This is a genomic window from Streptomyces sp. NPDC111520 (assembly GCF_055635295.1).
The window spans coordinates 218,637-245,342 of record NZ_JBVKBW010000011.1 but is presented as its reverse complement, the minus strand read 5'-3'; the positions used below and the strand labels follow the sequence as shown (position 1 = coordinate 245,342).

At 72.6% G+C, this 26,706-nt stretch carries 21 protein-coding genes; 13 read left to right on the top strand and 8 right to left on the bottom strand.

All coding sequences use genetic code 11. The features are described 5' to 3' along the window. The first annotated feature begins 5 nt into the window (after positions 1-5). The 4 genes from ACZ7MY_RS26570 to ACZ7MY_RS26555 all read left to right on the top strand — a co-directional run bounded on the left by ACZ7MY_RS26570 (position 6) and on the right by ACZ7MY_RS26555 (position 5,128). Entirely contained in the window at positions 6-1,319 is a 1,314-nt protein-coding gene (locus ACZ7MY_RS26570) for an ABC transporter substrate-binding protein (RefSeq protein ID WP_499605442.1), read from the top strand. Positions 1,320-1,335: 16 nt separating this feature from the next. Next, entirely contained in the window at positions 1,336-2,304 is a 969-nt protein-coding gene (locus ACZ7MY_RS26565; protein ID WP_499605440.1) for a carbohydrate ABC transporter permease, read from the top strand. Continuing rightward, a complete protein-coding gene (locus ACZ7MY_RS26560; protein ID WP_499605438.1) occupies positions 2,301-3,227 on the top strand; it encodes a carbohydrate ABC transporter permease in 927 nt (308 codons plus the stop codon). Before ACZ7MY_RS26565 ends, ACZ7MY_RS26560 begins: the two co-directional genes overlap by 4 nt. 74 nt (positions 3,228-3,301) lie before the next feature. Next, positions 3,302-5,128, top strand: a complete 1,827-nt coding sequence (locus ACZ7MY_RS26555; protein WP_499605436.1) for an alpha-galactosidase D — start codon at positions 3,302-3,304, stop codon at positions 5,126-5,128. 201 nt (positions 5,129-5,329) lie between these two features. Here the strand turns inward: ACZ7MY_RS26555 and ACZ7MY_RS26550 are convergent, their stop codons facing one another. The 4 genes from ACZ7MY_RS26550 to ACZ7MY_RS26535 form a co-directional block, all read right to left on the bottom strand. Continuing rightward, entirely contained in the window at positions 5,330-6,616 is a 1,287-nt protein-coding gene (locus ACZ7MY_RS26550) for an ATP-binding protein (protein WP_499605434.1), read from the bottom strand. A gap of 45 nt (positions 6,617-6,661) precedes the next feature. Beyond that, a complete protein-coding gene (locus ACZ7MY_RS26545) occupies positions 6,662-7,036 on the bottom strand; it encodes an ArsR/SmtB family transcription factor (RefSeq protein ID WP_499605432.1) in 375 nt (124 codons plus the stop codon). A gap of 201 nt (positions 7,037-7,237) precedes the next feature. Beyond that, positions 7,238-7,612 carry a roadblock/LC7 domain-containing protein gene (locus tag ACZ7MY_RS26540; RefSeq protein WP_499605430.1) on the bottom strand — a complete coding sequence of 125 codons (375 nt, stop codon included), beginning with the start codon at positions 7,610-7,612 and terminating at the stop codon, positions 7,238-7,240. 163 nt (positions 7,613-7,775) lie between these two features. Then, on the bottom strand, positions 7,776-8,669 hold the full coding sequence (locus ACZ7MY_RS26535; RefSeq protein WP_499605428.1) for an aminoglycoside phosphotransferase family protein: 894 nt from the start codon (positions 8,667-8,669) through the stop codon (positions 7,776-7,778). 106 nt (positions 8,670-8,775) lie between these two features. Between ACZ7MY_RS26535 and ACZ7MY_RS26530 the strand changes: the two genes are divergently transcribed. Further along, on the top strand, positions 8,776-9,468 hold the full coding sequence (locus tag ACZ7MY_RS26530) for a hypothetical protein (RefSeq protein WP_499605427.1): 693 nt from the start codon (positions 8,776-8,778) through the stop codon (positions 9,466-9,468). A 7-nt stretch (positions 9,469-9,475) separates the two neighbouring features. Here the strand turns inward: ACZ7MY_RS26530 and ACZ7MY_RS26525 are convergent, their stop codons facing one another. Beyond that, positions 9,476-10,396 (bottom strand): LysR family transcriptional regulator, encoded by a 921-nt coding sequence (locus tag ACZ7MY_RS26525; RefSeq protein WP_499605425.1) that lies wholly within the window; start codon positions 10,394-10,396, stop codon positions 9,476-9,478. Positions 10,397-10,498: 102 nt separating this feature from the next. On the opposite strand from ACZ7MY_RS26525, the gene ACZ7MY_RS26520 reads away from it, so the two are divergent. Continuing rightward, positions 10,499-11,836, top strand: coding sequence for a DMT family transporter (locus tag ACZ7MY_RS26520; RefSeq protein ID WP_499605423.1), 1,338 nt, complete (start codon positions 10,499-10,501; stop codon positions 11,834-11,836). 605 nt (positions 11,837-12,441) lie between these two features. Here the strand turns inward: ACZ7MY_RS26520 and ACZ7MY_RS26515 are convergent. Then, positions 12,442-13,596 carry an ROK family protein gene (locus ACZ7MY_RS26515; protein ID WP_499605421.1) on the bottom strand — a complete coding sequence of 385 codons (1,155 nt, stop codon included), beginning with the start codon at positions 13,594-13,596 and terminating at the stop codon, positions 12,442-12,444. A gap of 413 nt (positions 13,597-14,009) precedes the next feature. On the opposite strand from ACZ7MY_RS26515, the gene ACZ7MY_RS26510 reads away from it, so the two are divergent. The 7 genes from ACZ7MY_RS26510 (at position 14,010) to ACZ7MY_RS26480 (ending at position 25,302) form a co-directional block, all read left to right on the top strand. Then, positions 14,010-16,124 carry an alpha-galactosidase D gene (locus ACZ7MY_RS26510; protein WP_499605419.1) on the top strand — a complete coding sequence of 705 codons (2,115 nt, stop codon included), beginning with the start codon at positions 14,010-14,012 and terminating at the stop codon, positions 16,122-16,124. A gap of 112 nt (positions 16,125-16,236) precedes the next feature. Next, on the top strand, positions 16,237-17,280 hold the full coding sequence (locus tag ACZ7MY_RS26505) for a carbohydrate ABC transporter permease (RefSeq protein WP_499605418.1): 1,044 nt from the start codon (positions 16,237-16,239) through the stop codon (positions 17,278-17,280). A gap of 12 nt (positions 17,281-17,292) precedes the next feature. After that, on the top strand, positions 17,293-18,219 hold the full coding sequence (locus tag ACZ7MY_RS26500) for a carbohydrate ABC transporter permease (protein WP_499605416.1): 927 nt from the start codon (positions 17,293-17,295) through the stop codon (positions 18,217-18,219). Positions 18,220-18,247: 28 nt separating this feature from the next. Beyond that, positions 18,248-20,677 carry a glycosyl hydrolase family 95 catalytic domain-containing protein gene (locus ACZ7MY_RS26495; protein WP_499605414.1) on the top strand — a complete coding sequence of 810 codons (2,430 nt, stop codon included), beginning with the start codon at positions 18,248-18,250 and terminating at the stop codon, positions 20,675-20,677. After that, positions 20,671-21,684 (top strand): acetylxylan esterase, encoded by a 1,014-nt coding sequence (locus ACZ7MY_RS26490; RefSeq protein WP_499605413.1) that lies wholly within the window; start codon positions 20,671-20,673, stop codon positions 21,682-21,684. Before ACZ7MY_RS26495 ends, ACZ7MY_RS26490 begins: the two co-directional genes overlap by 7 nt. After that, on the top strand, positions 21,681-23,030 hold the full coding sequence (locus ACZ7MY_RS26485) for an ABC transporter substrate-binding protein (RefSeq protein WP_499605411.1): 1,350 nt from the start codon (positions 21,681-21,683) through the stop codon (positions 23,028-23,030). Before ACZ7MY_RS26490 ends, ACZ7MY_RS26485 begins: the two co-directional genes overlap by 4 nt. A 91-nt stretch (positions 23,031-23,121) precedes the next feature. Then, positions 23,122-25,302, top strand: a complete 2,181-nt coding sequence (locus tag ACZ7MY_RS26480; protein WP_499605410.1) for an alpha-galactosidase — start codon at positions 23,122-23,124, stop codon at positions 25,300-25,302. 22 nt (positions 25,303-25,324) lie between these two features. On the opposite strand, the gene ACZ7MY_RS26475 is transcribed toward ACZ7MY_RS26480, so the two are convergent. Then, a complete protein-coding gene (locus tag ACZ7MY_RS26475) occupies positions 25,325-25,960 on the bottom strand; it encodes a DUF7003 family protein (RefSeq protein ID WP_499605408.1) in 636 nt (211 codons plus the stop codon). A 68-nt stretch (positions 25,961-26,028) separates the two neighbouring features. Further along, complete coding sequence (locus ACZ7MY_RS26470; protein ID WP_499605406.1) at positions 26,029-26,661, bottom strand: hypothetical protein; 633 nt, start codon at positions 26,659-26,661, stop codon at positions 26,029-26,031. Positions 26,662-26,706: the final 45 nt, after the last annotated feature.

The window sequence follows — 26,706 nt, the reverse complement described above, 5'->3', positions numbered from 1 at the left end:
TAGCGATGACGCTGCAGAGCCGCACCGTCCCGACCGCGCTTCAGCCCAGCCGCCGCACCGTGGTCGGCGGGCTGTTCGGGCTCGGGGCCGCGACGCTCGCCGCCCCCCTCCTCACCGCCTGCGGCGGCGGGGCGGCGGCCGGCCCCAAGACGGTGACCTTCGGGTCCAACGGGGCCGACGCCACGCCCAAGTCCGCCTACGCCGCGGTCACCAAGGCCTTCGCCAAGGAGAGCGGCCTGACGGTCAAGACCAACACCGTCGACCACGACAGCTTCCAGAAGAGCATCTCCAGCTACCTGCAGGGCACTCCGGACGACGTCTTCACCTGGTTCGCCGGATACCGCATGCAGTACTTCGCCAAGAAGGGCCTGGCCACCCCGCTCGACGACGTGTGGGAGAAGATAGGCGGCGGCTTCGGCGAGGCCACCAAGCAGCTCTCCCGCGGCGAGGACGGCAAGTTCTACTTCGTCCCGCTGTACAACTACCCCTGGGGCGTCTTCTACCGGAAGAGCCTGTTCGAGGAGCGCGGTTACACCGTGCCCCGCACCTGGTCCGAGTTCACCGCGCTCGCCAAGCGGATGAAGAAGGACGGCCTCTCCCCGATCGCCTCCGGCTACGGCGGCGGCGACGCCTGGAGCATCCTCGGCGCCTTCGACTACCTCAACCTGCGGGCCAACGGCTACGAGTTCCACATGTCCCTGATGCGGGGCGAGGTCTCCTGGACCGACAAGCGCGCCGCCACCACCCTCGACCTGTGGCGCGAGATCAGCCCCTACTACCAGCAGGGCGCCGGCGGACGCTCCTGGCAGGACGCGGCCCAGTCACTGCTGGACAAGAAGTCCGGCATGGCGGTCATCGGCCTCTTCCTCGGCCAGCAGGTCTCCGACGAGGCGCTCCGCGCCGACATCGACTTCTTCCCCTTCCCCGAGATCGACCCGGCCAACGGCCAGGACGCCGTCGAGGCGCCCACGGACGGCTTCATGCTCAGCCGCCGTCCCAAGAACGAGAAGGGCGCCAAGAAGCTCCTGGAGTTCCTCGGCGGCCCCAAGGCCGAGGGCCTCTACATGGGCGTCGACCCCAGCAACGTGGCCGTCCACGCGCAGGCCGACACGGGTTCCTACAACCCGCTGCAGAAGAAGTCCGCCGAACTCATCGCCTCCGCCAAGCACATCACCCAGTTCGCCGACCGCGACAGCGACCCCGGGTTCATCTCCACGGTCGTCCTGCCCGGACTCACCCAGTGGCTCGGCCACCCGGACGACGGCGCCGCCCTGCTCAAGCGCATCGAGTCGCAGCGCTCGCGCTTCTTCACCTCCTGACCGGATCGGGATCACCGTGCCCTCCGCGTCCCCCACCGCACCCCCCGTCCCCGGGCCGCAGGCCCCCGCCACCGCGGCGCCCAGGCGCCGCCCCCGCCGGCTCGGCCCCGGTGACCGGCTGTTCCTGACGGTCGTCGTCGGCGTGCCGCTGCTCGCCCTCCTGGTCTTCGTCTGGCTGCCGGCCCTGGCCTCCATGGGCCTGTCCTTCACCAGCTGGGACGGCATCTACCTGTCCGACATCCACTGGGTCGGGCTCGACAACTACCACCAGATCCTCACCAACTACCCGCCGTTCTGGCCGGCGGTGCGGCACAACGTCATCTGGCTGCTCTTCACCGCGCTGCTGCCCACCCCGTTCGGGATCTTCCTCGCCTACCAGCTCGACCGGAAGCTCCGCTTCACCCGGGTCTACCAGACGGCGATCTTCCTGCCGATGGTGCTCTCGCTGGCCGTCGTCGGCCTCATCTGGGAGATCATCTACAACCCCGACACCGGCCTGCTGGACGGCGTTCTCGGCGCGGTGGCCCCCGGCCACCACGTCGACTGGCTGGGCGACCCCGACCTCAACCTGTGGGCCGTCCTGGTCGCCTCGGCCTGGCGGCATACCGGCTACATCATGATCCTCTACCTGGCCGGGCTGAAGGGCTTCGACCCGGCCCTGAAGGAGGCCGCCGCCCTCGACGGCGCCAACGGCCGGCAGACCTTCCTGAAGGTGGTCTTCCCCGCCCTCAAGCCGGTCAACGTCATCATCCTCGTCGTCACCGTCATGGAGTCCCTGCGGGCCTTCGACGTCGTCTACGTGCTCGGCGGCGGCGTCGGCAGCAAGCCCGGCATGGAACTGCTGTCGCTGCTCATCACCGACAACATCATCGGCGAGTCCAGTCACATCGGTTACGGCTCCGCCCTCGCGGTCGTCCTGCTCCTGGTCTCCCTCGCCGCCATCGGGACCTTCCTCGTCCAGACCTTCCGCAAGGAGGACCGGTGACCACGACCGCCGCCCCGCCCGTCACCCCGGCCCGCCCCCGCGACGAACCGCCGCACGGCGGCGGCGCCTCGAAGCCCCCGCGGCAGACCGGCCGCCACCTGATGCTCGCCACCATCGCGCTGCTGTGGCTGCTGCCGCTGCTGTGGGCCGTGTACACCTCGCTGCGCCCCTACGCGGACACCAGCAAGCACGGCTACCTGTCCTGGCCGCGCGGGATCAGCCTGCAGAACTACACCGACGCCTGGAACCAGTCCGGCATGCCGCACTTCTTCTGGAACTCGGTCCTCATCACCGTCCCGTCCGTGCTGGGCACCCTGCTGTTCTCCGCCGCGGTCGCCTTCTTCGTCTCCCGTTTCGACTTCCGGTGGAACATCGCGCTGCTGATGCTCTTCACCGCGGGCAACCTGCTGCCCGCGCAGGTGCTGATCACCCCGCTCTACCGGCTCTACCTGCTGGTGCCGCTGCCGGCGTGGATGAGCGACTCGCTGCTGCTGTACAACTCGACGTGGGGCATCATCGCCATCCACATCGCCTACCAGTGCGGCTTCTGCACCTTCGTGCTGAGCAACTACATGAAGACGATCCCGGGCGAGATCTCCGAGGCCGCCCTCGTCGACGGCGCCCCGGTGTGGCGGCAGTTCTTCCAGATCATCCTCCCGCTGTGCCGGCCGGCCTTCGCCGCGCTGGCCACGCTGGAGTCGATCTGGATCTACAACGACTTCTTCTGGCCGCTCGCCCTCATCGAGACGGGTGACAAGCGGCCCATCACCTCGGCCCTGGCCAACCTTCAGGGCCAGTACTTCACCAACCCCAACCTCATCGCCGCCGGCGCCCTGATGACGGCGATCCCCACCCTGCTGGTGTACTTCGCGCTCCAGCGGCAGTTCATCAGCGGCCTGACCATCGGCTCCGGCAAGGGCTGACCGCCGCGGGCCCCCGCACCCCACCCGCCGTACCCCCCACCCGCCGTACCCCCCACCCCCAGGAGGCCCGACCCATGCGGTCACCCTCGCGCTCCCCCCTGTCCTCGACCGCCACCAGGACGCTGCTCGTCCTGGCCCTCACCGCCGGAGTGTCGGCGGCCGTCCCCGCGGCCGGAGCGGTCGGCCCGGACGCCGCGCCCGCCGCGACGACCGCCACCGCGCACCAGGTCGCCGCCAAGCCCTACATGGGCTGGTCCAGTTGGAGCATGCAGTCCTCGAAGTACCCCGGTCTCAACCCCACCGGCGACTACAGCTACCTGACCGAGGCGAACGTCCTCAAGCAGACCGACGCCCTCGCCGCCAAGCTGAAGAAGTACGGCTACAGCTACGTCAACCTCGACGCCGGCTGGTGGCGCGACCAGAGCTGGAAGCCCGAGTTCGACGCGTACGGCCGGCAGACCCCCGACCCGGAGCGCTTCCCGCGCGGCATGAAGGCGGTCGCCGACCACATCCACGGCAAGGGGCTCAAGGCCGGCATCTACCTGCCCGTCGGCCTGGAGAAGGAGGGGTACGGCGACGGCAAGCTGCCGATCTGGAACACCACCGACTGCACCACCGCCGACATCGTCTACGACGACCTGCGCACCACCAACGGCTGGGACAGCTCCTACAAGATCGACTTCTCGAACCCCTGCGCGCAGAAGTACGTCGACTCCCAGGCGCGGATGATCGCCGACTGGGGCTACGACTTCCTGAAGATCGACGGCGTCGGCCCCGGCTCCTTCAAGAGCGGTGACAACTACGACAACCGCGCCGACATCGCCGCCTGGCAGAAGGCCATCGCCGCCACCGGCCGCACCATCCACCTCGAACTGTCCTGGTCGCTGGACATCGGCCACGTCGCCGACTGGAAGAAGCTCTCCAACGGCTGGCGCATCGACACCGACGTCGAGTGCTACTGCGACACCCTCGTCAGCTGGGAGAACTCGGTCGACGACCGCTTCGACGACGCGGCGGCGTGGAGCCGGCACGGCGGTCCCGGCGGCTGGAACGACCTGGACTCCCTCGATGTCGGCCACGGGAGGATGGACGGCCTCACCAAGGCCGAGCGGCAGACCTACATGACGCTGTGGGCCATCGCCAAGTCCCCGCTGTACACCGGTGACGACCTCACCCGCCTCGACGACTACGGGCTGTCCCTGCTGACCAACCGCGAGGTCATCGCCCTCAACCAGTCCGGCACCCGCCCGGCCCGCCCGGTCACCCCCGCCGGCGACCGGCAGGTCTGGGCCGCGAGGAACGCCGACGGCAGCTACACCGTCGCCCTGTTCAACCTCGGTGACGCCCCCGCCGCCGTGACCGCCGACTGGACCTCGCTCGGCTTCTCCGGCCGCGCCCTCGTCCGCGACCTGTGGAACCACGAGAACCTCGGCGCCGTCAAGGACAAGGTCACCGCGTCCCTCCCCGCGCACGGCTCGCGCCTGTTCACCGTCACCCCGCACGGCCCCGCCGTGCGCACGACCGGCTACGAGGCGGAGGCCCCGGGCAACACCCTGGCCGGCAACGCCTCCCTCGCCGACTGCTCCGCCTGCTCCGGCGGCCGCAAGGCCGGCAACCTCTACCTCGGGGGCTCGCTCACCTTCGGCGACGTCGTGGTGAAGAGGGCCGGCACCTACCTGGTCGACGTCGCCTACGTGAGCGGTGACGCCCGCACCGTCCAGGTCTCCGCCAACGGCGGCGCCGCCACCGCCCACAGGTTCGCCTCCACGGGCGACTGGGGCACCGTCGAGACGGTCAGCGTCCCCGTCACGCTCAAGGCGGGCGCCAACACCGTCACCTTCGACAGCGGCACCGGGTACGCCCCGGACATCGACCGCATCGACGTCCCCGAGCTGTCCTGACGTTCCTCGGGGCCCGGCACCCGCCGGGCCCCCCAAGACAGGGCGGGCCGGCAGACACGGACGGGGGAGCGCGTATCTGCCGACCCACGATCACCATAGGGCCCCGAGGGGGGACGCCGCCCGCACATCGCGGATGTCCGCCGGTTCCGGCCACGAACCTGGCGCGGAGCGTTCACCGCCGTCCACCGGGCCCCGCGGGCCTCACACGCGTGCGGCGGAGCGCAGGTCGTGGTCGAAGGCGCGGATGTCCTCCGTCGTGAGCGTGGTGCGGGTGCGGGCGACGGCCTGCAGGTAGTCCTCGGTGCGGTGCGTCAGATCCGCCGTGGTGCGCGGATCCGTCGCCAGGTGCCGTTCGAAGGCGGTCTGCGCGGCGGCCTGGGCCGCGTACTCGATGTCCGCCGGCGTGAAGCGGTCGCTGGCCTCGACCAGCGCGTCCAGGTCGATGTCCGTGACACGGTCCGGTCCGATGTAGCGGACCCAGATGGCCCGGCGGGCCGCGGGGTCCGGCGGGCCGACCGGGATCAGGAAGTCGAAGCGGCCGGGGCGCAGGAAGGCCGGGTCCAGCGAGCGCACCGCGTTGGTCGCGCAGATCAGCAGCCGGCGCTCGCCGCGCCGGAACTGCGGGATGAGCTTCAGGAGCTCGTTGGTCACCCGGTGGGCCAGGGTGGACGGGTCCTGCCGCTCCGAGGCGATCTCCTCCGCCTCGTCGAAGAAGAGCACCACCTGCTCCAGGTGCTCGACGCGGGCGAACAACCGCCGCAGCCCGTCCGCCACCCCGTGCGCGTCCTCCGCCAGCCGGTACGGGAGCACCTCGATGAACGGCCATGCCAGCCGGGACGCCACCGCCTTCGCGAAGGTCGTCTTGCCCGTGCCCGGCGGACCGAACAGGACCACGGCACGCGGCGGGACGAGGCGGTAGCGCTCCGCGACCCCCGGGTTCTCCAGCGGCAGCACCAGCCGCCGCTCGATGAGCGTCTTCTCCGCGGCCATGCCCGCGATGCGGTCCCACAGCCCCTCCTCCGGGACCGCGCCACCGAGCTGGTCCAGCAGCATGGCCTCCGCGGAGTCGGCCGACACCAGCTTCTCGAAGTAGCCCAGCCCGGGGCGGAAGGAGTAGCCCGAGTTCCGGAACGCCTGCTCGCCGACCTCGCCCGCCGGCAACAGCGCCCCGATCCGGCGCACCCCCGTCTGGCCGAGGCTCTCCTCCAGGGCGGCCAGCAGCGCCGAGCCCATCCCGTGGTGCCGCCACTGCCGGGCGATGGCCAGCCGCAGCACCCAGGCGCGCTCCTGGGCCGTCGACGACACGGCGGCCCCCACGACCCGGTCACCGACCACCGCCACCACCGCGGGCGCCCCCACGCGTAGCGCCCCGACCACCTCCGCCAGGGTCACCGCGGGATCCTCGGCCGTGTCGCGCGACTCCTCCCAGATCCGCACGACCTGGTCCAGGTCGCCTTCCTCCAGATCACGAACCCGCCAAGGCGTCATGGCGCTCACCTCCCGACCATTCTGGCCCAGCAGGCGCCGGAACGCTCAGCCGGCGGGGTGGCTGACCTGCTCCTCCGCGCGTGCGGCCGGGGCGTCGGCCTGGCGGAGTTCGGCGAGCAGCTCCGTCTGGCCGGCGAGCAGTTCGGTGAGGATGCGGCGGGCCGCGCGCAGGAGTTCGGCGACGTCCCCGCCGGCGAGGGCATAGCTCACGGTGGAGCCCTCGCGTATCGACACCACGATGCCGGACCGGCGCAGCACCGCGAGTTGCTGCGACAGGTTCGACGGCTCGATCTCGATCTCGTTCAGCAGGTCCCGCACCGGCACCGGGCCGTTCTGGAGCAGCTCCAGGACCCTGATCCGCACGGGGTGCCCGAGCATGCGGAAGAACTCCGCCTTGGCCTGGTACAGGGGTACCTGCATCGTCTGATCGCTCCTGCCCGGATTCCGACGGCCCTTCCCGCACCCGCCGGCGGCGGCTCCCCGCTCCCACCGGCGCGATGCTGCGTCCAATCCTTCCCCCTCGGGGGCCCGTGCACCGCCGTGCTTGTGCGGATCAGGATGTGCCGAATTGAAGGATTCTTCAATTCCCGGGCACACGGGACCCCGAGGAAGGACCGGCGGCTACAGCTCGAGATCGGCCTCGATGCGCCGCAGGCGGTGCCGGGCCATCGCCAGGTTGGCGTTGCGCCGGTCGAGCACCAGGTAGAGGAACAGGCCGTTGCCGTCACGGCTCTTGAGCAGCCGGATGAGGTGGTACTGCGTGTCCATGGTGATCAGGACGTCCTCGATCTCCTCCTTGAGGCCCAGTTCCTTCATCGTCCGTGACTTGGCGCGGACCACGTCGGTGTTGCCGGCGGCCGCGACGGTGAGGTCGAGGTCCTTGCCGCCACCGATCGTGCCCAGCGCCATCCCGCTGGTGTAGTCGACGAGGGCAGCACCCACGCTGCCCTCGATCGACGTCATCGTCTCCTTGAGGGAGGTCTCCACATTCGCCATCGGCGTCCGCTCCTTGCCGTCGCTCTCCAGGCGTCCGCGCGTCCGCGCGCCGCCACCCCGGTTCGTGACGGAGAAGCTACTGAACGTGACGCCTCCCGTGGGGGAATCACCGATGCGGGCGAGTGGCCCCACGGCCCCGGGTAGGATGCGCCGCCCGCACGGTTCAGCGTTCCCCGGCGGCGAGGAGTTCGCCGAGGACGTGCCGGGCGATGGACGCCATCCGCTCGTGGGTGTCCCGGTAGTGCCGCAGTTCCATCAGCGCGATCGACAGCGCCCAGCCGCGACCGCGCGCCCAGGTCGCCTCGTCGGTGCCCAGTGCCGTACGGAACGCGGCGCGCCCCCCGGCGGGCAGCACGTACCAGGCGGCGATGGTGTCGACAGCGGGGTCGCCGAGACCCGCGCAGCCGAAGTCGATGACGGCGCGGAGTCCGCCGTCCGCCACGAGGAGGTTGCCCGGCTGCAGATCCGCGTGCACCCACACCGGCGGCCCCTGCCGTTCCGGAGCCGCCAGCGCGGCCTCCCACACCGCGCGGGCCGCCGCGGGGTCGACCTCCGGGCGCAGCGCGTCGATGGCGGAACGCGTCTCGCCGTCGCGCGCGGAAAGGGGCCCGGTGCGGTACGCGGGCGGCGCGCCGCCCGGGCCGACGCGCTGCAGGGCGGCGACGAAGGCCGCCAAATCCTCCGCGAGCGAGCCGGGTTCGGCGACATGGCCCACGGAGGGGTGCTCGCCCTCCAGCCACCCGTACACCGACCACGGCCAGGGGTAGCCGTCGGCGGGCGCGCCCTTGCCGAGGGGCGCGGGAACGGCCGTGGGGAGCGCCGGCGCGAGCCGCGGCAGCCACTGGTGCTCCTTCTCCACGTCGTCCGCGGCGCCCGCGGTCCTGGGCAGCCGCACCACCATGTCCGTGCCCAGGCGGTACATGACGTTGGAGGTGCCGGCCGACTCCGTGGCGGTGAGGGGGAGGTCCGCCCAATGGGGGAACTGCGCGCGCAGCAACCGGCGTACCAGGGCCGTGCCGGTCCCGGACCGGTCGCCGCTCGGGGTGTGTGGGTGCATGTCCGCCTTCCGGAGTGGTCGCGCCGACCATGATGGGCCGACGGGGGGCGGGCGCGGCAACGGATTTCCGCGCGCCCCGGCCCCCGGGTGCGCGGCCGGCGGGGCCATGGGCTTGGATGTGCGCGTGACCGTCCACGATGTTGCCCCGCTCCTGCCCTCCATCGCCGAACTGCGCGACCACTGCCGCGCCCTGGCGATGCTCGAGGCGATCCTCAGCCCCGAGTGGGAGAGGCGCTACCACTCCTTCGACGCCGTGTGGGACGCGGACGAGGAGATGGCCTCCCTGCGCAACGGGTCGGGCGACGAGTACGCCATCGTGTTCTCCGCCGCCGGGGCCTTCATCCGCGGCTTCGACCACGAGTCGCCCGTCAGCCCCTACGGTTCGGAGGACCACGAGCCCTGGCCGGGCGTCGTCGACGAGGTGCCCGAGGCCTTCCGCGCGTACGTGGAGGAGCCGGCGTTCTGCGACGAGGAGGGGGTGCCGGTCGCGACCGTCTGCCTGTGGCGCGGAGCCGGGGACGACGCGTGGCGGCACGGCTCCGTCGACCTGCCGGCCGACCGCGAGGACGCGGACGGCGCCTCGTACCTGTTCGAGCTGCTGACCGACCGTTCCCCCGAGGCATTCCGCGCCTTCGCCGAGGGCTACTACGAGGTGCCGGTCGACCTCGACGCGGTACGTCACGTCAAGGCCCTGCGTCCGCTCACCGCGGAGGTCGTCGCGACGCTGAACGCGGAGGTCACGCTCGCGCAGCTGGCCGAGGACATCGAGGGCATCGGCTACCCACGAGAGCGTATGTGACGGTCTGTCAGGGGCGGGCGGGGTCCGCCGCGGCCGGGCCTCGTGCGACCTCCCGCAGCGCGTCGAGCAGCCCCCGCAGCGCCGGTTGCAGCAGCGAGGTCTCGCGCACCGCGGCGTGGACCGCGCGGACGGGTTCCGGGCCGCGCACCCTCCGTACGACGACCCCGGGGTGGTGGTGCGCCAGGGCGGCCAGCGGCAGCAGGCTCACCCCGAGACCGGCGGCCACGAACCCCTGGGCGGTGGCGTAGTCCTCGCTCTGCACGACGACGTCGGGGCTGAAGCCGGCGGCGGCGCACGCCTGGAGGATCAGCTCCAGGCACGAGCCGTCCGGGGACTCGCTGCCCACCCACGGCTCACCCGCGAGGTCGGTGAGGTCCAGCACCCGCTTCGCGGCGAGGCGGTGGCCCTTGGGGAGGACCGCCCGGTACGGGTCGTCCCGCAGGTGCACCAGGCGCAGCCCCTCCCGGCCCTGCCCACGCGGCCGCACCACGATCGCCAGGTCCGCGCGGCCCTTCTCCACCTCCGGCAGCGGATCGCCGGGGTCGACCAGGCCGAGGTCGATCCGCACCCCCGGATGCTCACGGCGCAGCCGCGCGACCGCCGGGGCGACCAAGTCGGCTCCCGCCGTGGGGAAGTAGCGCACCGTCAGCCGGCCGCTGCGGCCCGCGCGCAGGTCGGCGAGCGCCGTCTCGGCCTCGGCCACCTCCCTGCCGATGCGGGCGGCGTACTCGGTGAGCAGGGGCCCGGCGGGCGTGGGCTGGACGCCGCGTCCGACGCGTTCGAGCAGCGGGATCCCGGCCTGCCGCTCCAGGACGGCGATCTGCTGGCTGACCGCCGAGGGCGTGTAACCGAGGTGGGTGGCGGCCGCGGTGACCGAGCCGCTGGTCACCACCGCCCGGAGGACCTGCATGCGGCGCACGTCGAGCATGTAGCCCAGCTTAACGGTAGGGCCGTGAACTTTCGCTTGTCGTACCAGAACACGGTGGGGGAACGTCGGGGGACGGTGACGTTGCGACGAGCGGAGGCGGGGATGTCCGGGGAGTCCGGAAGCGGTGGCGGTGGCGGCGCGCCGGCGCTGTTGCGACTAGGAGTGCTGGCCCTCCTGTGGGGGTCGACCTTCCTCTGGATCAAGATCGCACTGGAGGGGCTGCCGCCCGCCTGGGTCACCTTCCTGCGCTGCGCCTCCGGCGCGGCTCTGCTGCTCCTGCTCTGCCGCCGTGCGGGTCTGCGTCTGCCGCGCGGACGGGTGCTGTGGGGCCGGATCACGCTGGCCGCGCTGCTCTGCAACGCGCTGCCCTTCCTCCTGTTCGGCGTCGGCGAGCAGAGTGTCGACTCCGGCGTCGCGGGCGTGCTCAACGCCACGACGCCGCTGTGGTCGCTGCTCATCGGCCTCGCCCTCGGCACGGAACGCGGCATCCGCGGACCCCGCCTCTGCGGGCTGCTCGCCGGCTTCGCGGGCGTCCTGCTGATCTTCGCCCCCTGGCACCGTTCGGGTCTGCCGGGCTGGGGCGCCCTGGCCCTGCTGGGCGCGGCGGCGAGTTACGCACTCGCCTTCACCTACATGGGGCGCAGGCTGGTCGGCACGGGTACGGGCACGCTCCCGCTCGCCGCCGCGCAGTTGAGCGCCGCGACCGTGCTCAGCGTCCCGGCCCTCCTCGCGACCGGCACCGGCGGGACAGCGCTGACGGTGCGTCCGGTCGTCGCGGTGTTCGTCCTCGGCGTCCTGTGCACCGGAGTCACCTTCCACCTGACGGTCCGCGTCATCGCCGACGAGGGCGCGACCGACGCGGCCACCGTCGGCTACCTGCTCCCGGTCGTGTCGGTGGGGCTCGGCGCCCTCGTGCTCGGCGAGCCGGTGGGGGGAAGGGTGGTGGCGGGCATGCTGGTCGTCCTCGCCGGGGTCGGGCTCACGCGGTCGCGGGCACCACGGCTACGACGGTGGCGGCGTGCCGACGGCGCGGGCGAGCGCGGCGACGACCGCGGGGGCGTGCCCGGGCAGACGCGACGCGGCCCAGCCGGCGCAGGCACGGAGGAACGCCGCCAGGTCCCGCTCGGCGCCGGCGATCCCCTGGCGCAGGACGTCGGCGGCCACCTCGAACGCCGGACCGTCGCCCTGCTCCGCGTCGACGGTCAGACGGACGACGTCGCCGCGCCGTTCGGCGAGCGGCCAGGGGTTGTGGCCGAGCCACGTGTCACCGGTGCCGTCGAGGATGCCGAGCCAGGTCTCCCGCCAGTCCTCCAGGCCGCAGCAGCAGCCGGGAAGCAGCACGCCCCCGCCCGCGGGGGCGGTGATCCGCAAGCCGCCGGAGGACTGGAGGTCCTCCTCGGACAGCAGCCCCAGGAGGAAGGCCTCCACCGGATCCCCTGACCGGCCGGGGAGGTCCGCATCGTCCGCCTCCATGCCGTTGTACGCCGCGACGGTCATCACGGCCGTGCCCAACTCGGCCGCCGACAGCCCGCCGTGCAGCGGCATGAAGGTGAACGGCTCCCACTCGGCCACCGGCCAGAGGGTGAAGCCGTCCGTGGTTCCGGTCTCCAGCACGGGCTGCGCGACGATCACCGCCCGAGTCTCCACCGGCGTGAGGCCGGGCCGCCTCCTGTTTTCCGGCGCCCCGCGCGGCGGACGTCGCATCGCGGGGGCGAAGACCCGCTGCGCGGCGACGGCCGCGCCCATCTCGACCGCCGACAGCCTGGAGTGCAGCGGCATGAAGGTGAACGGCACCCGCTCGGCCACCGGCCAGAGGGTGAAGCCGTCCGTGGTTCCGGTCTCCAGCACGGGCTGCGCGACGATCACCGCCCGAGGAAGCGGTCCGGGGCACCCCGGTTGCCTTACTGACCCCTCACCGGCCGTCATGCGCGCAAACCGGCAGCGTTCTGGGGGTCCCCCCGGCCGAAGGCTGGGGGAGGGCGGGAGGGTGGGGGCCGCCTCCTGCTCCCGGCACCCCGCGCCGAGCGCCCCCCGCGCGGCGGACGTCACTTCGCGGGGGCGAAGACCCGTTGCGCGGCGACGGCCGCGCCGCCGCGTGCCCATTCCTCGAAGGGCAGCGGACGGACGACGAGGTCGCAGTCGGCCGCCGCCCCGAAGGCGTGGTCGGCGAAGGTCTGCCGGATCTGGTCGGCGAACAGGTCGTAGGAGGCCACGCCCTCGCCGGAGATGATGATGCGTTCCGGGCCGATGAGGTTGGCCACCGAGGCCATCGCCAGGCCCATCACGTGCCCCGCCCGGGAGAAGACCGCGCGGACGGCGGTGTTGTCGGCGTGCGCCAGCCGCACCGCCTCCTCCATGGTGAGCGCGGGGTCGCCGGTGGCCTGCCGGGCCTGCTCGGTGATGGCGTGCGTGGAGGCCACCGTCTCGACGCACCCGGTGTTGCCGCAGGTGCAGGTGCGGTCGGTGCCGCCCACCGGCAGGTGGCCCACCTCGCCCGACACCCCGTGCGCCCCCGACACCACCCGGCCGCCGATGGACAGCCCGCAGCCGATGCCCGCGCCGACCGTGACGAGGGCGAACGAGGACAGCCCCACGCCGGCGCCGAACCACTGCTCGGCGACGGTCAGCGCGCGCACGTCGTTCTCGATCACCGCCGGGATGCCGGAGGCCGACTCCACCAGCTGCGCGAGCGGCACGCGGCGCCAGTCGAGGAACGGCGAGTACTGCACGGTGCCGGTCTGCCCGTCCACGTCGCCCGAGATCGTGACGCCGACGCTGTGGACGCCGCCGTCCTCGTCCGCCCCCGCGTCGGTGCGCAGCTGCCCGATGAGCCGGGCGATCGCCAGCACCACGGTCCCGACGTCCCGGGAGTCGAGTGCGGCGCGCCGGGAGGCCAGCGGCCGGGCGGTCAGGTCGGTGAGCACACCGATGAGTTCGTCGCCGGTCACCTTGACGCCGACGAACCGCGCGCGGTCGGCGCGCACGGCCATGGGCGTGGCGGGCCGGCCGCTGGCCCGCTCCCCGGCCGGCCTGCCGAGTTCGGTGATCCAGCCGTCCGCCAGGAGGGGAGTCGCGGCCTTGGTCACCGCGCCCGCCGACAGTCCCGTGCGCCGCCCGGTCTCGGCCCGCGTGAGGGGGCCGTGGACGAGCAGGGTCTGGAAGACCAGGACGGCGGCGGGGGGCTGGTCGGCGAGGCTCATGTCCCGGACCATACCTTTCCAAGGGAAAGTAAGGAAGGGGCTCGGTCGCACCCACTCATCCCATCTTTCGCTGCGGAAGAGGGGGTTGCGGCCCAGGTTTTCGGGTGAAGGCCGTCGGCTCGGCCGGACAGACATCCGATTTTTGCCGCGGAATATGTTGACGGTGGAAGGAAAGCCTGGCTACATTCGCCGCACTCCTCGCCCGGAGCGGACGAAGTGCCCCCGGCCGAGGCGTGCGACCGGAGCCTCCCCCGGTCGCAGCACGTCCGCCCTCGGTGGTGTTCCGGGACGACCGCCACCGAGGGACGCGCCTTGCCTGCCGTACCCCCTGCCCACTCGAAGCGGACGCCGTCGCGCCGGGATGGAGTGCCCCCATGGCCCGTTCAGCTGTACTCGCACGTCTCCGATGGCCCGTGACCCGCAGACGCGGCGGCATGGGCAGGGCCGCCGTGCCCGCGCTCGTCGCCACCGCGCTCGCCACGGCCCTGGCGGTGCCCGCCGCCGCGTCGCCCGCCGCCCCCGCGTCGGCGTCGTCCACGGCGTCGTCCGTCGCCGCCGCGTCCCGGGCCGGGGCCGTCGGCTCCGGGGCCGACCCCGTCGTGGCCGCCAAGCCCTACATGGGCTGGAGCAGCTGGAGCCTGGAGTCGACCAACTTCCCGGGCTACGGCGGCTCCTGGCTCACCGAGCCGCACGTGCTGCAGCAGGCCGACATCCTGGCCTCCAAGCTGAAGCGGCACGGCTACGAGTACGTCAACGTGGACGCCGGCTGGAACGTCGGCAGCGCGACGAACAAGAGCCTCTCCGACGAGTACGGCCGCCCCGTCGCGGACCCCGTCAAGTTCCCGCACGGCATGAAGTGGCTCGGCGACCAGTTGCACGCCAAGGGCCTGAAGTTCGGGCTCTACCTGGCGGTCGGCCTGTACATCGACACGTACAACGACGGCAGGACGCCGATCCACGGCGCGCCGGGGTGCACGACCAAGGACATCGTCTACCCCGACCTCCGCAAGACCAGCGGCTGGGACAACGTCTCCTACCAGCTGAACTTCGCCAGCCCGTGCACCGAGAAGTACATCCAGTCCGTGGCCGACCAACTGGCCGGCTGGGGAGTGGACTTCCTGAAGATCGACGGTGTCGGCCCCGGCTCCAACCAGGGCGACGCGGCACACGACAACGTCACCGACGTCAAGACCTGGCACGCCGCGCTGCAGCGGACCGGCCGCCCCGTCCAGTTCATCCTGTCCTGGTCGCTCAGCCACGACAAGGCCGACGTCTGGAAGGAGAACTCCAACGGCTGGCGCGTGGACACCGACGTCGAGTGCTACTGCGACACCCTGGTGACCTGGAACAACTCGGTCAAGCAACGGTGGAACGACGTCGTCCCCTGGATCGACGACGCCGGGCCCGGGCACTGGAACAACCTCGACTCCCTCGACGTCGGCGCCGGCCCGCTCGACGGCCTCAACGAGGTCGAGCGGCAGAGCCACATGACGCTGTGGGCCATCGAGAGCGCGCCGCTCTACATCGGCGACGACCTCACCAAGCTCGACACGTACGGCCTGTCGCTGCTCACCAACGACGAGGTCATCGCCGTCGACCAGGCCGGCAACCCCGCCAGGCCGCTCAGCCAGGACACCCCGCAGCAGGTCTGGTACGCCCGCAACGCCGACGGCAGCTACACGGTGGCCCTGTTCAACCTCGGCAAGGGGTACTCCGACGTCACCGCCGACTGGAGCGAGCTGGGCATCAGCGGCAAGCCCGCCGTCCGCGACCTGTGGAGCCGCAGGAACCTCGGCAAGGTCGACGGCGGCTTCACCGACAACCTGCCCCCGCACGGCTCCCGGCTGCTGCGCGTCACCCCGGCGAACGTGACCGGCAGGCCCGGCGTGCCGCTCGGCGTCCACGCCACCGCCGCCACCGCCGGCAGCGTCTCGCTCGCCTGGGACGCGGTGAACACCGGTACCGCCACCACCGGTTACGACGTGTACGTCGACGGAGCCAAGGTCGCCACCGTGGACGGCACCTCCGCCACCGTCACCGGCCTGCACGCCGCCACCGGCCACGCGTTCACCGTGGCCGCCCACGACGCCCGGGGCCGCACGTCCGCACCGAGCAACGCCGTCTCCGTCACCACGCCCGCCGCCGAAGGACCCACCGCCTACGAGGCGGAGGCCTCCGGGAACCCGCGCACCGGCAACGCGGGCGTCAGTGACTGCTCGGCGTGCTCCGGCGGCAAGAAGGTCGGCAACCTGGGCGTCGACGCCTCCGTGACGATCAAGGACGTGACGGCGCCGAAGGACGGCACCTACCTGATGAAGCTGGACTTCACCGACGGCTCCTCGGGCCGTACCGCCGTGGTCACCGTCAACGGCACCGCCTTCCAGCTGCCGCTGCACGGCGGCAACGACAACGACTGGGGCCGCCCGCGGTCGGTCACCGTGCCCGTGCAACTGAAGGCGGGGGCCAACACGATCGCCTTCGGCAACCCGTCCGACTACGTGTCCGACGTCGACCGGATCACCGTCTGACCGGCGGTCAGGGCGGCAGCGGACACCGTCCCGGCCGCCCTGACCGACCCAGCCCTGCCCACCGCTCGACCCGCCCCACCCGTTCGACCCGACGCACGTGAAGGAGAGTGCCGTGGTGGTCACATCGCAGGACAACCACACGACGCCGGTGGCACCACCGTCCGGCGCAGCCGGTGCGGGGGCCACCACGGCCTCTTCGACCCCGAAGGCCCGCGGACCCCTGAAGGTCCGCAAGGACACCGGCCGCCGCCGGCCCCGGCGCGTGACCGCGACCCGGTCGGCGGCGGCCCGGCGGCGGGACCTGCCGGTCGCGCTGCTGCTGATCCTGCCCGCCGTGGTCGGGTTCGCGATCTTCTACGCCTACCCGACCCTGCGCGGCATCTACCTGGGCTTCACCGAGTTCCACGTCCTCACCCCGCCGCGCTGGGTGGGACTGGCGAACTTCCACGAGATGTTCGGGGACGGCGTCTTCTGGCACTCGCTCCTCGTCACCCTCTGGTTCGTCGTCCTGTCCGTCGTCTTCGGCACCCTGGTCTCCCTGGTGACCGCGGTGGTCCTGCACCGCGTCACCGACTCCTCGGCGCTGCGCGGCGTGATGCTGCTGCCGTTCCTGATCTCCAACGTGATTGCCGCGCTGGTGTGGCAGTGGATGCTCGACCCGCACCTCGGGGTCATCAACATCGTGCTCGACCACGTCATCGGCCACCCGGTCCTCTTCCTCGGCAGCGGCCCGTGGGCGATCCCCTCGCTCGCCGCGATCAGCGTCTGGAAGTGGATGGGCTACTACTCCCTGCTGATCTTCGCGGGGCTGCAGACCATCCCGTCCACCATCTACGAGGCCGGCCGGGTGGACGGCGCGAGCGAGTTCCAGATGTTCCGCCGCCTCACCGTGCCGCTGCTGCGGCCGATCCTCGTGATGGTGGTCGTCCTGACGGTGATCAACGCCTTCCAGGTCTTCGACATCGTCGCCGTCACCACCAGGGGCGGCCCCGCGAACGCCTCGAACGTGTTGCAGATGTACATCTACGACAAGGCCTTCCGCCAGTTCGACTTCGGCTACGCGGCGACCATGTCGCTGGCCCTGTTCGTCCTGCTCATCACGGTCACCTTCACCCAGCTCCGGCTCGCGCGGGCCGACGAATCCGACCTGAACTGAAGGAGGCCCCCGATGACGCTCCCCCTCGCGCCCGGTACGACGAGCGTGCGGCGCCCCCGCACCCGCAGGGCGACCCCCGGCCGGATCGTGGCCTGGGCCTACCTCGGCCTCGTCGCGCTGATCACCCTCTTCCCCTTCTACTGGATCCTGCGCACCGCGCTGTCCAACAACTACCGGCTGGCCACCGACCCCTCCTCGCCGCTGCCCGTCGGCTTCACCTTCGGCGCCTTCAAGCGGGCGCTGGGCCTGGCCTCCCTCGCCGAGGCCCAGGCCCAGGGCGGCTCGGGCGCGTCCCTCGACATCGCGCTCTACCTGCGCAACTCGCTGATCTACGCGTCGGTGCAGACCGTGCTCATCGTGCTGTTCTCCGCCTGCGCCGCCTACGCCTTCGCGCGCCTGCACTGGCGCGGCCGCAACCTGGTGTTCGGCGTCCTCATCAGCGCGCTGATGGTGCCGAGCGTCTTCACGCTGCTGCCGAACTTCGTCTTCATCAAGGACGTCGGACTCACCAACACCTTCGCCGGCCTCATCCTGCCCGGCGGGCTCTTCCAGGCCTTCACGGTGTTCTTCCTGCGGCAGTTCATGCTCGGCCTGAGCAGCGAGATCGAGGAGGCCGCGATCATCGACGGTGCGGGCCCGCTGCGGATCTTCTACCGCATCATCCTGCCGATGTCGGCGGCGCCGATCGCGACCGTGTCACTGCTGATGTTCGTCAACGCCTGGAACGACTACATGTGGCCGCTGCTGGTCACCAACGACCCCGGTGTGCAGCCGCTGACGCTCGCCCTCGGCGTGTTCAAGCAGTCCTCGCCGCAGGCCGCGCCCGACTGGGCGGGGCTTATGGCCGCCGCCCTCATCGCGGCGCTGCCGATGCTGCTGCTGTTCCTCGCCTTCGGCAAGCGGATCGTCAACTCCATCGGCTTCTCCGGGCTCAAGTGAGCGCGCCCGCGCACCAGGACGGCACCCCATGAACCCCACTGACCTGCTGCTCGGCTGGCCCGCGCCCGCGGCCGACTGGAACGAGGCCGCACCGGTCGGCAACGGCCGGCTCGGCGCGATGGTCTTCGGCGGCGCCCACCGCGCCCGGATCCAGATCAACGACTCCACCGTGTGGTCCGGCACCCCCGGCGGCCCGGCGAAGGCGCTCGCCGACGTCCTCGCCGCCGGGGCCGGCCCGGAGCGCCTCGCGGAGGTCCGTGACGCGCTCCGTGCCGGGGACCCGCACCGCGCCGAGGACCTCCTGATGGCCTTCGAGGGCCCGTACAGCCAGGAGTACCTGCCCTACGCCGACCTGTGGCTGACGGTGTCCGGCGCCCAGGAGGCCACCTACCGGGGCCGCACCCTCAACCTCGACAGCGGCGTCGCCGAGGACGCCTTCGAGCTGCGCTCCGGCACCTCGGTCGCCCGCCGGACCTGGGCCGACGCCACCACCGGGACGCTGTGCACCGACATGACGGCGCGCGGCGGCACCGTGGACCTGCGGCTGGAGCTCACCACCCCGCTGCGGGAGGTGCACCGCGCCGCCGGCGCCGAGGGGGTCGTCCTCGGCGTGGAGATCCCCGTCGACGGGGCACCCGCCCACGAACCGGACGTCAAGGAGCCGCTGCGGTACGCGGACGGCCCCGTCGACGGCTACGACCCCTTCGGCGCGCTCGCCCTGCGCGTGGCCACCGACGGAGAGGTCACCGCCGACGGGGGAGCGCTCCGTGTCACCGGCGCCACCCACCTCCTGGCCGTCGTGGCGAGCTCCACCGAGGCGCTGCGCCACTGGCGCGGCCTCGACACCCCGAACGGCCGGCCCGCGCACCTCGACGCCGCCGCCGACAGCGCCGCCCGCGCCGCGGAACGCGGCACCGACGACCTGCTCAAGGCCCACGAGACCGACCTGCGCGCCCTCCTCGGCGGCACCTCGCTGCGCATCGGACCGCGCCGTACCGGTACCCACGACGTGGCCCGCGACATCCTCTCCGGCGAGGACGAACTCCTCACCGCCACCGTGCTGTTCCAGTTCGGCCGCCACCTGCTGGCCGCCGCCTCCCGCCCGCAGGCCGGACCGCCCGCCAACCTCCAGGGCATCTGGAACGCCGACCTGCGCCCCGCCTGGTCGTCCAACTACACGATCAACATCAACACCCAGATGAACTACTGGGGCGCCGAGGCCGCCGGCCTCGGCCCCTGCCACGAGCCGCTGTTCGACCTCCTCGACCGCGTCGCCGCGCAGGGCAGGGACGTGGCCGCGCGGCTCTACGGCGCGCGCGGCTGGGTCGCCCACCACAACACCGACATGTGGGGCTGGGCGCTGCCCGTCGGCATGGGCCACGGCGCCGCGTCCTGGGCGATCTGGCAGATGGGCGGCGCCTGGCTCGTCCAGCACCTGTGGGACCGCTGGGAGTTCAGCCAGGACACCGCCTTCCTGCGCGAACGCGCCTGGCCGCTGCTCAGCGGCTGCGCCGAGTTCCTCCTCGACTGGCTGGTCGACGACGGCACGGGCAGCGGTCGGCTGGACACCCTCCCCTCCACCTCGCCCGAGAACCTCTACCTCACCCCCGGCGGCTCCACGGCCTCGCTCACCCGCTCCGCCACCATGGACACCGCACTCACCCGGGCCGTCCTGGAACGCACCCTGCGCGCCGCCGCGCTCCTCGGCGTCGACACCCCGCTGACCGGCCGTATCGCCGCCACCCTGCCACGGCTGCGACCCCTCCGGATCGCCCCGGACGGCCGGCTCCAGGAGTGGGACGACGACCTCCCCGAGGACGACCCCCACCACCGCCACCTCTCCCCGCTGGTCGCCGTCCACCCGCTCGGCCAGGTCGACCCGGACCGCACCCCGGAACTCGCGGCCGCCGCCACGGCACTGCTGGACCGGCGCGGTCCCGGCGCGATGGGCTGGTCATGGGCCTGGAAAGCCACCCTGCGCGCCCGGCTGCGCGACGCCGCGACGGCCCGCACGCTCCTGCTGGAGGCGAGCCGCCCGCTGACCGCCGACCCGGACACCGACGCCCCCGTCGACGGCTCGGAGTGGGGCGGCCTGCTCCCCAACCTGTTCTCCACCCACCCGCCGTTCCAGATCGACGGCAACTACGGCCTCATGGCCGCGGTCACCGAGATGGTGCTGCAGAGCCACGACGGCGCCGTCCACCTGCTGCCCGCCCTCCCCGCGCAGTGGACCGAGGGCGAGGCCTCCGGCCTGCGCTGCCGCGGCGGCCTGGCGGCCGACCTCACCTGGCAGGACGGCGCCCTCACCGCCGTCACCCTGCGCCGGCACGCCGGCGACGACACCGAGCCGGTGACGGTCCGCCACCGCGACCGCACCGCCCGGGTACACGTCGCCACCGGCACCGCCGTCACCCTCGACGCCGCCCTCACCCCGTACGAGGAGGCCCGGCCGTGCTGACCGAGGACGACGTCCCCGAACTGTGGGCCTACCGCAGCGCATACCGCGAGCCCGCCGACTTCGACGCCTTCTGGAAGGACACCCTCGACGCCGCCCGCGTCCACGAGCCACGGCTCGAACTCACCCCGGTCGACACCGGCCTGGAGACCGTGGACGTCCACGACGCGGTCTTCCCCGGCTTCGGCGGTCACCCCGTCCACGGCTGGCTGCGGCTGCCGCGCCACCGCAGCGGACCCCTGCCCGCGGTCGTGCAGTTCCACGGCTACGGCAGCGGACGCGGCGCCCCCGTCGAGGACCTGCTGTGGGCCTCCGCCGGCTACGCCCACCTGCTGGTCGACACCCGCGGGCAGGGCGGAGCCTGGGCGGGCGGCGGCGCCACCGGCGACCCGGTCGGCAGCGGGCCCTCGCACCCCGGGTTCCTCACCCGCGGCATCGAGGACAAGGACACCTACGTCTACCGCCGGGTCTTCACCGACGCCGTCCGCGCCGTCGACGCCCTGCGCACCTCGCCGCACGCCGACCCCGACCGCGTCGCGGTGACCGGCCCCAGCCAGGGCGGCGGCATCGCCCTGGCCGTCGCCGGACTCGTCCCGGACCTCCGCGCCGCCCACTTCCAGGCGCCGTTCCTCTGCGACATCCGGCAGGCCACCCGGCTCACCGGCGAGCAGCCTTACGCCGAACTCGTCGGCTACCTCGCCGCCCGCCGGGACCGGGTCGAGCAGACCTTCCGCACCCTCGGCTACTTCGACGGCCTCGCCTTCGCCCGCCGCGCCACCGCGCCCGCCTGGTTCTCCGCCGGACTGCGCGACGAGGTCTGCCCGCCGGCCACCACCCTCGCCGCCTACCACCGCTACGGCGGGCCGAAGCAGATGCGGCTGTGGGAGTTCAACGGCCACGACGCCGGCGGCCCCGAGGACCTGGTCATCACCCTGGGCGCCTTCCGCGCGCTCCTCAAGACGTCGTCCCACCACCCTCACCAGGAAACGTCCCGAAAGAAGGAATCATGAGAATTCGCAGAGTCGTCGCGCTGGGGGCCACGCTCACCCTCGCCGCGGTGCTGTCCGCCTGCTCCTCCGGCTCGGACTCCGCGGGCGGTTCGAAGACCGTCAACTGGTGGACCTGGGACGACAAGCAGGCCGCCGCGTACAAGACCTGCGCCGCGGACTTCGAGAAGGCCAACCCCGGCACGACTGTCAAGATCTCGCAGTACAACGTCGACGACTACTTCACCAAGCTGACCGCCGGCTTCGTCGCGGGCAACGCCCCCGACGCCTTCCAGAACAGCGTGCAGTTCTTCCAGGCGTACGCGAGCCAGCACCAGCTCCTGCCGATGGACGACTTCATCGCCAAGGACAACTTCGACCTCTCCCGCTTCTCCGTCGGCGTGAACGCCTGGAAGTTCACCGACGGCAAGCAGTACGCGCTGCCGCTGGACTGGGCCGCGGCCGGCCTCTACTACGACCAGGACGCCCTCACCAAGGCGGGCTACAGCAAGGCCGACGTCGACTCCGCGACCTGGAACCCCGACGACGGCGGCGAGTTCGGCAAGATGATCGCCCACCTCACGATCGACGAGAAGGGACGCCGCGGCGACGAGCGCGGCTTCGACAAGACCCACGTCAAGACCTTCGGCTTCGGCCAGATCGCGGCCAAGGACTTCATCGGCCAGACCTCCTGGAGCCCCTTCGCCTCCAGCACCGGGTGGCGGCTCGGCGACAAGGAGAGCTGGCCGACCGTCTTCAACTACGGCGACCCCCGCCTGGTGAAGACGCTGAACTGGGCCCGCTCCCTGACGGAGAAGGGCTACGCGCCCAAGCTCGGCGAGTTCACCTCCAGCGTCAGCGACGTCGACCTGCTCTCCTCCCACAAGGTGGCCATGGAGATCGGCGGTTCCTGGTCCGCGTCCACCTTCGCCAAGATCCCCGGCGTCAAGGCCGGCATCGCCGCGCCCCCGTACGGCCCCGACGGCAAGACCCGCGCCGTGATGAGCAACTCCAACGGCAACAACATCTGGGCGGGCACCAAGAACCCCGAGCAGACCTGGAAGTGGGTGTCCTACATGGGCTCCGAGGCCTGCCAGTCCAAGGCGGCGAGCACCGGCTCGTTCTTCCCGTCCATCCCCGCCTCGATGGACGCCGCGACCAAGGCGCTGGCCGCCGACGGCGTAGACCTGTCGGTGTTCACCAGCATGCTGAAGGACAAGGTCCTCTACCCGTCCCCGGTCTACGGCAACGGCGCCGCCGTGCAGGACGCCCTGAACCCGCTCTTCGAGGGCTACTTCGCCGGACAGAAGGACGACTCCGTCTTCGCGGACATGCAGGACCAGAGCAAGACCCTCCTCGCGAAGAACTGAGCCACCGGAAGCGAACCGACGCACCCGCCGCCGGACGACGCCCCGAACCGGGGCCGTCCGGCGGCGGGGCACACCCGAAAGGAACCCCCCCATGGCAGACAGCACCGCGCGGATCGTCCCGCTGCGCGCGGCCGGCACCGCGTTCGTCGTCGAACTGACCGAGTCGGTGCCCAGGGTGCTCCACTGGGGGGCCGACCTCGGGCCGCTGTCCGCCGCCGACCTCGCCGCCCTCAGCCTGACCGCGGAGCCCGCGGTCCTCAACAACTCCCTCGACACGCCGCGCCGCTTCACCGTCTGGCCCACCGAGGCGGACGGTTGGGCGGGCACCCCCGCGCACCACGGGCACCTCGACGGCGGCGCCGCCGCCCCCCGGCTGACCACGACCGCGACCTCCGTCCGCCAGGACGCCGAGGGCGGCGAACTCAACGTGGCCCTCACCGACGCCGCCGCGGGGCTCGACATCACGATCACCTACCGGCTGGAGCCCTCCGGCGTGCTCGCCGTCCACAGCGAGATCGCCCGGCAGCGGACGGCGGACCCGGCCCCGTACGACCTCGCGCAGGTCACTACGCTGCTCCCGCTGCCCCGCCGGGCCGGAGAGATCCTCGACTTCACCGGCAAGTGGAGCCGCGAGCGCTCCCCGCAGCGCCGTCCCCTCACCCACGGCACCCACGCCCGTGACGTCCGGCGCGGCAAGCCCGGACTGGACTCGCCGTACCTCGTCGCCGTCGGCGTTCCCGGCTTCGGCTTCCGCGAGGGCGAGGTGTGGGGCCTGCACGTCGCCTGGAGCGGCGACCAGCGCTACCTCGTCGAGCAACTGCCCGAGGGCGCGGGCGTCCACGCCGCCGTCCTCGGCGGCGGGGAACTGCTGCGCGCCGGCGAGGTCCGACTTGCCCCGGGCGACACCCACCGCACCCCCGTCTGCCACTACGCCTGGTCCGGCGCCGGGCTCGACGGGCTCGCCGACCGCTTCCACGCCCTGCTCCGCGACCGCCCGGTCCACCCGCGCCGCCCGCGCCCGGTCATCCTCAACAGCTGGGAGGCGGTCTACTTCGACCACGACCGGGAACGCCTGCTGCGGCTGGCCGACCGGGCGGCCGAGGTCGGCGTGGAGCGCTTCGTCCTGGACGACGGCTGGTTCCACGGCCGCCGCTCCGACCGCGCGGGCCTCGGCGACTGGACGGTCGACCGGGAGGTGTGGCCCGCCGGGCTGGCCCCGCTCGCCGACCACGTGCGCTCCCTGGGCATGGAGTTCGGCCTGTGGGTCGAACCCGAGATGGTCAACCTCGACTCGGACCTCGCCCGCGAGCACCCCGACTGGGTCCTCGCACCCGCCGGCGGCGCCGGCCCCGCGGCCCGCCAGCAGCACGTCCTCGACCTCTCCCACCCCGGCGTCGCCGCCCACCTGCTGGGGGCGCTGGACGCCCTCGTCGAGGAGTACGGCATCGCCTACCTCAAGTGGGACCACAACCGCGAGGTGCACGAGGCCGTGAGCGGCCCGGCCGACCGCCCCGCGGCGCGCGCCCAGGTCGAGGCGCTCTACCGGCTGCTGGACACCCTCCGGCAGCGCCACCCGGCCCTGGAGATCGAGAGCTGCGCCAGCGGCGGCGGCCGCGTCGACCTCGGCATCCTCGCCAGGACCGACCGCGTGTGGGCCTCGGACTGCAACGACCCGGTGGAACGTCAGTCCATCCAGCGGTGGACGGGACAACTCCTGCCCCCCGAACTCGTCGGCGCCCACGTGGGCCCCACGCCCAGCCACACCACCGCACGCGTCAGCTCCGACACCTTCCGGCTGGTCACCGCGCTCTTCGGCCATCCCGGCGTCGAGCAGGACCTCACCCGCTGCACCCCCGAGGAACTGGCCCGGCTCACCGCCTGGACCGCCCTGTACCGGGAACTGCGCCCGCTGCTGCACGGCGGGCGCACCGTCCGCGCCGACCTCCCGGACGGGGCGACGCTGCTGCACGGTGTCGTCGCCCATGACAGCGTGGCCGCGCTCTACTGCTGGGCCCGGGTGGCGACCTCCCCGGAGGGCCAGGCCGGCCGGGTGCCGCTGCCCGGCCTCGACCCCGCCGCGCGCTACCGCGTGCGCGTCCGCACCGACCTCGGCCTGCCCTCCTTCCACCAGCGGAGCGGCCCGGCCTGGCTCCCGGAGGCGATCGACGACCGCCTCACCCTCCCCGGCACGCTGCTCACCGCCGCCGGCCTCCCGATGCCGCAACTCGACCCCGAACAGGCCCTGCTGATCGAGGTGCGCCGGGACGCGTGAGCGGTGGGGAAACCCCGGCGAGCTACAGCGTCCCGGCGTCGGGCCAGTGGGACCAGTGGGTGTTCGGGGGAAGCGTCGGCCGGTAGCGGGACGGGTCCCCGGAGTCCAGGACCTCGGCCATCATCCGGAACGCCTCGCATCCCGCGGGCGTGACCTCTCCCAGGTCCTCCGGCTGGTGCCATGCGTCCAGCCGCAGCAGCACCGGCAGGTCGCCGGGGACGCCGGCGCGCAGTTCGGCGCCGTCGGCCAGGAAGAGCGCGCGGTGCGCGGGCACCAGCTGACGGAACACGTCCTCCAGCGGTGTGCCGGCGGGGGCGGTGACCGGAAGCGCCTGCCCGCGCACCTTCACCGGAACCCCTCCGGCGTACACCTCGTCGTCGCCGAGGGCGATCTCCTCCATGTTCTCCACCCGGTCGAGAACGGCGCCGATTCCGGGCTCGCCGACGGTGAGGCAGTTGCCGAACCGGTGCACGACGTCGGTGAGGTTGCCGGCGCGCGGGGAGTACCCCAGCAGTTCGGCGACCATCGCCCAGCGGGTCGAGTCGCCGAACAGATGGATCCGGGTGTCGACCGGACAGAAGTAGCCGTTCAGCAGATCGGGGAACTCGGCCCGGTCCGCGCACAGGCCGAACTGCCCGAGGATGGAGGACGTGGTCATCACCCGCCACACGGTAGGGCCGGCCACCGACAGCGGACCGGGCGGCCGAAGCCCCCGCGGGACCCCGCCTACTCCTCCTCGGCGTCACCCGGCGTCGCCGCTCCCTGGCGGCCGAGCCAGTACAGCGCCGTGTCGACGTCACGGGCGGTCCAGCCGTCCGTGTCGGGGCCGGAGCGGGCGAGGAGGTCGTCGAGGAGGTCCATGTAGCGGCCGTAGCGGCCGGGTGCCGGGGTCAGTTGGTAGCCCAGCCGCTCCAGGCCGAACTGCGCGCGACGGTCGTAGACGGCCATCCGGTCCGGCGCGGCGGCGGTGAGCAGCGCCGAGGCCAGCGCGTCGCCGGTGCGGCAGCCGGGGAGGGGGAGCAGGGCCCTGCGGCCCTCGCGGGCGGCGGCGCCGCGCGGGGTGTGCGGGTCACGGACCGCGCACACCGCCGCGGCCGTGACGGCCCTGACCTCCGCGTCGTGCAGGTTCATCAGCTCGACGACCCACGCGGTGCTCGCCTGCAGCCGCTTCCACACCACCAGCGCGGCGATGTCCGCCTTGCCCAGGCTGCCGGTGTCCCGGGCCCGCTCCGCGATCTCCGTCAGCACCTCGTCGTACGCGGCCGGGACGGCGGCGCGGTACGCCTCGCGGGCGGCGGTGAGGGTGGACCGTACTCCGTCGGGGAGCGGGGTGAGTGCGGCGGTCGCGGATGGGTTCATGGACCGATCCTGGCCCGTCTCGGCTCGCTCCAGGTGCACTTGACC